Below are 228 nucleotides of genomic sequence, written 5' to 3' on the forward strand. Positions count from 1 at the left end.
CTCCGGGAGCTCCAGCGAACGCAGGATGGACGCCTTCGGGTAGGACGGCACGAAGGTCACGTCGGTGTGCCAGTTGTTGGCCCGGACCCCCTTGGTGGCGTCCAGCTCGAAGATGTACCGCCCGTCCGCGCTCGGCACCGTCGGGTGCCCCACCGGGTGGCCGAGCAGCCGCGCGAACGCCTCGTGCCCGGCGTCGTCCAGGTGCTGCTGCCCCCCGAAGAACAGCAC

The 228-nt window shown here is 71.1% G+C and carries 1 protein-coding gene; it reads right to left on the reverse strand.

Annotated features, from left to right (window positions below; translation table 11 throughout):
- Positions 1–228: TauD/TfdA dioxygenase family protein (locus tag ABD323_RS41685; RefSeq protein WP_344447291.1), on the reverse strand; the 228-nt coding region annotated here is incomplete at both ends.

It is taken from the genome of Kitasatospora nipponensis (genome assembly GCF_039528135.1).
Lineage (GTDB): Bacteria > Actinomycetota > Actinomycetes > Streptomycetales > Streptomycetaceae > Kitasatospora > Kitasatospora nipponensis.